The organism is Deinococcus sp. (assembly GCF_030523985.1).
Lineage (GTDB): Bacteria > Deinococcota > Deinococci > Deinococcales > Deinococcaceae > Deinococcus.
This window is the reverse complement of sequence record NZ_JAUNHK010000105.1, coordinates 6,865-8,350: the sequence shown is the minus strand read 5'-3', so window position 1 is coordinate 8,350 and position 1,486 is coordinate 6,865. Positions and strand designations below refer to the sequence as shown.

Sequence of the window (1,486 nt, the reverse complement as noted above, 5' to 3'; positions counted from 1 at the left end):
GTCAGCAACCGCATTCTGATGCCGATGCTCAACGAGGCCATTCAGTGCGTGATGGAAGGCGTGGCCGACAAAGAAGCCATTGACGGCATCATGAAACTGGGCATGAATCACCCGATGGGGCCGCTAACGCTGGCGGATTTCATCGGCCTGGACACCTGCCTCGCCATTATGGAAGTGCTGCATCAGGGCTTGGGCGACGACAAGTACCGTCCCTCTCCCCTGCTGCGGAAAATGGTGCAGGCGGGGCTGCTGGGGCGCAAGAGCGGCGAAGGCTTTTACAAGTACTGACGCAATATTCGCCGGACACAGGGACGCTCAAGACCGCCCTGGCCCTCCTGCCTCCGCGCAGGGCACCCCCCGCACCGAACGCGGCTGCGACTGGGGCTAGCTGGGCCTGCTCGGTCTCAAGGGTCTGCTGAGCCGCAACCGTTAGGACCACACCGTCCACAACACAACCCGCAATCGCTGAACCCTTACCGCAGTTCCGGCCTCTCTGTCGAAAGATGGAGGGGCCATTTGCTGTAAAAGCCAACTCGCAGCGCTCTCATCTAATCCTGAAGAAGCGCTCACTGGCTAAACTGGACTTTATGACAACACCGACCCGGCGCTCCTCGCGCCGTGAGCAGCACAGGCTGGGGGCCGCCGGAGCCAAGAAAACCTGGCGCAACACCCTCATCGCCTACGCCTTCATGCTTCCCTTCCTGATTCTGCTGGTGATTTACCACACCTGGCCGGTCATTTTCGGCACCTATCTGGCGTTTACCGAGTACAACATCATCAGTCCACCCAAGTGGGTCGGCCTCGAAAATTTCAGGACACTGCTGCAAGACGAGCAGTTCTGGTCGGGCCTGAAAAACAGCCTCAAGTACATCCTGGTCGTGCCGGTTATTCAGGTCGTTTCTATTCTGGTGGCGCTGCTGGTCAACCAGCCCCTCAAAGGCATCGGATTTTTCCGCACGGCGTATTACGTGCCCGTCGTGACCAGTTTTGCCGTGGTGGGCCTCATCTGGTCGTGGCTGTACCAGCAGGGCGGCGTGGTCAACTCGGTGCTGAAGATGCTGGGCTTGATGAAAGAAGACCATAGCCTGCTCAACAACCCCGCCACGGCGCTGCTGGCGGTCATGTTCGTGACGCTGTGGAAGGGCATCGGGTACTACATGGTGCTGTATCTGGCGGGCCTCCAGAGCATCAGCCGTGAACTGGAAGAAGCCGCCGTAATCGACGGGGCGACCCGCTCGCAGGTGTTCTGGAACGTGACACTGCCGGGGCTGCGGCCCACCATCCTGGTGTGTTCGCTGATGTCCACCATCAGTGCCATCAAGGTCTTCGAGGAAATCTATGTGATGACCCAGGGCGGGCCAGCGGGCAGCACCTACACCGCGCTGTTCTTCACCTATTCGCGGGCCTTCAACGACTTCCAGTACGGCCTGGCGGCGGCGGCGGGCATCATCATCGCCGTCATCTCGGTGTTTTTCGGATTTCTGAA

Annotated in this window: 2 protein-coding genes; both read left to right on the top strand. The window is 59.8% G+C overall.

Annotation, left to right across the window (positions count from 1 at the left end; translation table 11 throughout):
- On the top strand, window positions 1–288 hold a 288-nt coding region (locus tag Q4C89_RS12565; RefSeq protein ID WP_303102964.1), incomplete at its 5' end, for a 3-hydroxyacyl-CoA dehydrogenase family protein.
- A 299-nt stretch (window positions 289–587) separates the two neighbouring features.
- The coding region (locus Q4C89_RS12560; protein ID WP_303102963.1) for a carbohydrate ABC transporter permease at window positions 588–1,486 on the top strand (899 nt) is incomplete at its 3' end.